The following is a 1948-nucleotide window of genomic DNA, read 5'->3' on the forward strand; positions in this document are numbered from 1 at the left end:
CTTCCCCCCCCGGCGGCCCCCCCCCCCCCCCCGCCCCGCCGGTCCTGCCCGGCGTACCCGCCGTGCCGGCCGCACCCCTCCCGCCCGGCGCCGCGGCCCCGGCACCGCCCGCCGCGGCGCCCGCCGAACTCCCCACGGCGGAGCCCGAGGAGGAGCACCTGGACGACCTGCTGGCCGAACTCGCCACCCTGGTCGGCCTGGAGCGGGTCAAGCACGACGTCCACTCGATGGTGAAGCTGATGCAGGCCGTCCGGCTGCGCGAGGAGGCCGGCCTGCCCGCACCGCCGCTCAGCCGCCACCTCGTCTTCGCCGGCAACCCCGGCACCGGCAAGACCACCGTCGCCCGCCTCTACGGCCGCCTGCTCAAGGCGCTCGGCCTGCTGCGCCGCGGCCACCTGGTCGAGGTCGACCGCAGCGCGCTGGTCGGCGAGTACGTCGGCCACACCGGCCCGCGCACGGCGGCGGCCTTCAACCGGGCGCTCGGCGGCGTCCTGTTCATCGACGAGGCCTACTCGCTCGTCCCCGAGTCCGGCGGGCACGACTTCGGCCTGGAGGCGGTGGCGACCCTGGTCAAGCTGATGGAGGACCATCGCGACGACGTCGTGGTGATCGCCGCCGGCTATCCCGCGGACATGGCCCGCTTCATCGGCTCCAACCCCGGACTCTCCTCCCGCTTCACCCGCACCCTGCTCTTCGAGGACTACTCCGCCGCCGACCTGGTGGCCATCGTCGAGCACCAGGCGCGCGAGCACCGCTACGCGCTGACCGGTCCCGCGCGCCTGCGCCTGCTCCGGCACTTCGAGACGCTCCCGCGCGGCGCCGGCTTCGGCAACGGCCGCTCGGCCCGCCAGACCTTCCAGGAGATGACCGAACGCCAGGCCCAGCGGATGGCCGAGGCCGTCACCCCCACGCCCGACCAGCTCTCCACACTCGAACCCGCGGACCTCCCCGCCTCCTCTGGCATTCCGACGTGACCCCAGTAACATGAGCAGTCCTCATATTTCTGTCCGAGGAGGCTGCCATGCCGGATCGTCTCGACCTGCCCGCGGGATTCCGCTGGGGTGCCGCCACCGCCGCCTACCAGATCGAGGGGGCGGTGGCGGAGGACGGCCGCGGCCCCTCGATCTGGGACACCTTCGCCGCCCGCCCCGGCGCGGTCCGCGACGGCCACACGGGTGCGGTGGCCTGCGACCACTACCACCGGTACCCCGAGGACATCGCGCTGATGCAGGACCTCGGGCTGGACGGCTACCGCTTCTCGATCGCCTGGCCCCGCGTCCAGCCCACCGGCGCGAGCCCCTTCAACCCCGCCGGACTCGCCTTCTACGACCGCCTGGTCGACGCCCTCCTCGAAGCCGGCATCACCCCGCTGCCCACCCTCTTCCACTGGGACCTCCCGCAGGCCCTGGAGGACGCCGGCGGCTGGCTGAACCGGGACACCGCGTACCGGTTCGCCGAGTACGCCGCGATCGTCGCCGACCGCCTCGGCGACCGCGTCCCCGCCTGGATCACCCTCAACGAGCCCTTCGTCCACACCGTCTACGGCTACGCGATGGGCATCCACGCCCCCGGCCGGACCCTGATGTTCGAGGCCCTCCCGGCGGCCCACCACCAGCTCCTCGGTCACGGCCTGGCCGCCTCCCTGCTCCACGAGCGCGGCCTCGACGTACTGATCTCCAACAACCTCACCCCGGTCGAACCGGCCTCCCCCTCACCCGCCGACCTGGCCGCCGCCGAGGCCTACGACACCCTCCACAACCGCCTGTTCAACGATCCCCTCCTCCTCGGCCGCTACCCCGACCTCGCAGCCCTCGGCGTCCCCGACGACATCTTCGGCGCCGTCCGCCCTGGCGACCTCGACCTCATCCACACCCCCGGCCTCGACGGCCTCGGCGTCAACTACTACAACCCCACCCGCGTCGCCGCCCCCACCGACCCCGGCCTGCCC

General features: G+C 73.8%; 2 protein-coding genes. Both read left to right on the forward strand.

The genetic code is table 11. The annotated features are described in order from the left end of the window. A partial coding sequence (locus tag ADK60_RS22115; RefSeq protein WP_159400527.1) for an AAA family ATPase occupies nt 1-974 on the forward strand: 974 nt, incomplete at its 5' end. 47 nt (nt 975-1021) lie between these two features. Next, a partial coding sequence (locus ADK60_RS22120; RefSeq protein WP_053648351.1) for a glycoside hydrolase family 1 protein occupies nt 1022-1948 on the forward strand: 927 nt, incomplete at its 3' end.

Source organism: Streptomyces sp. XY431 (genome assembly GCF_001279805.1).
Classification (GTDB): Bacteria; Actinomycetota; Actinomycetes; order Streptomycetales; family Streptomycetaceae; genus Kitasatospora; species Kitasatospora purpeofusca.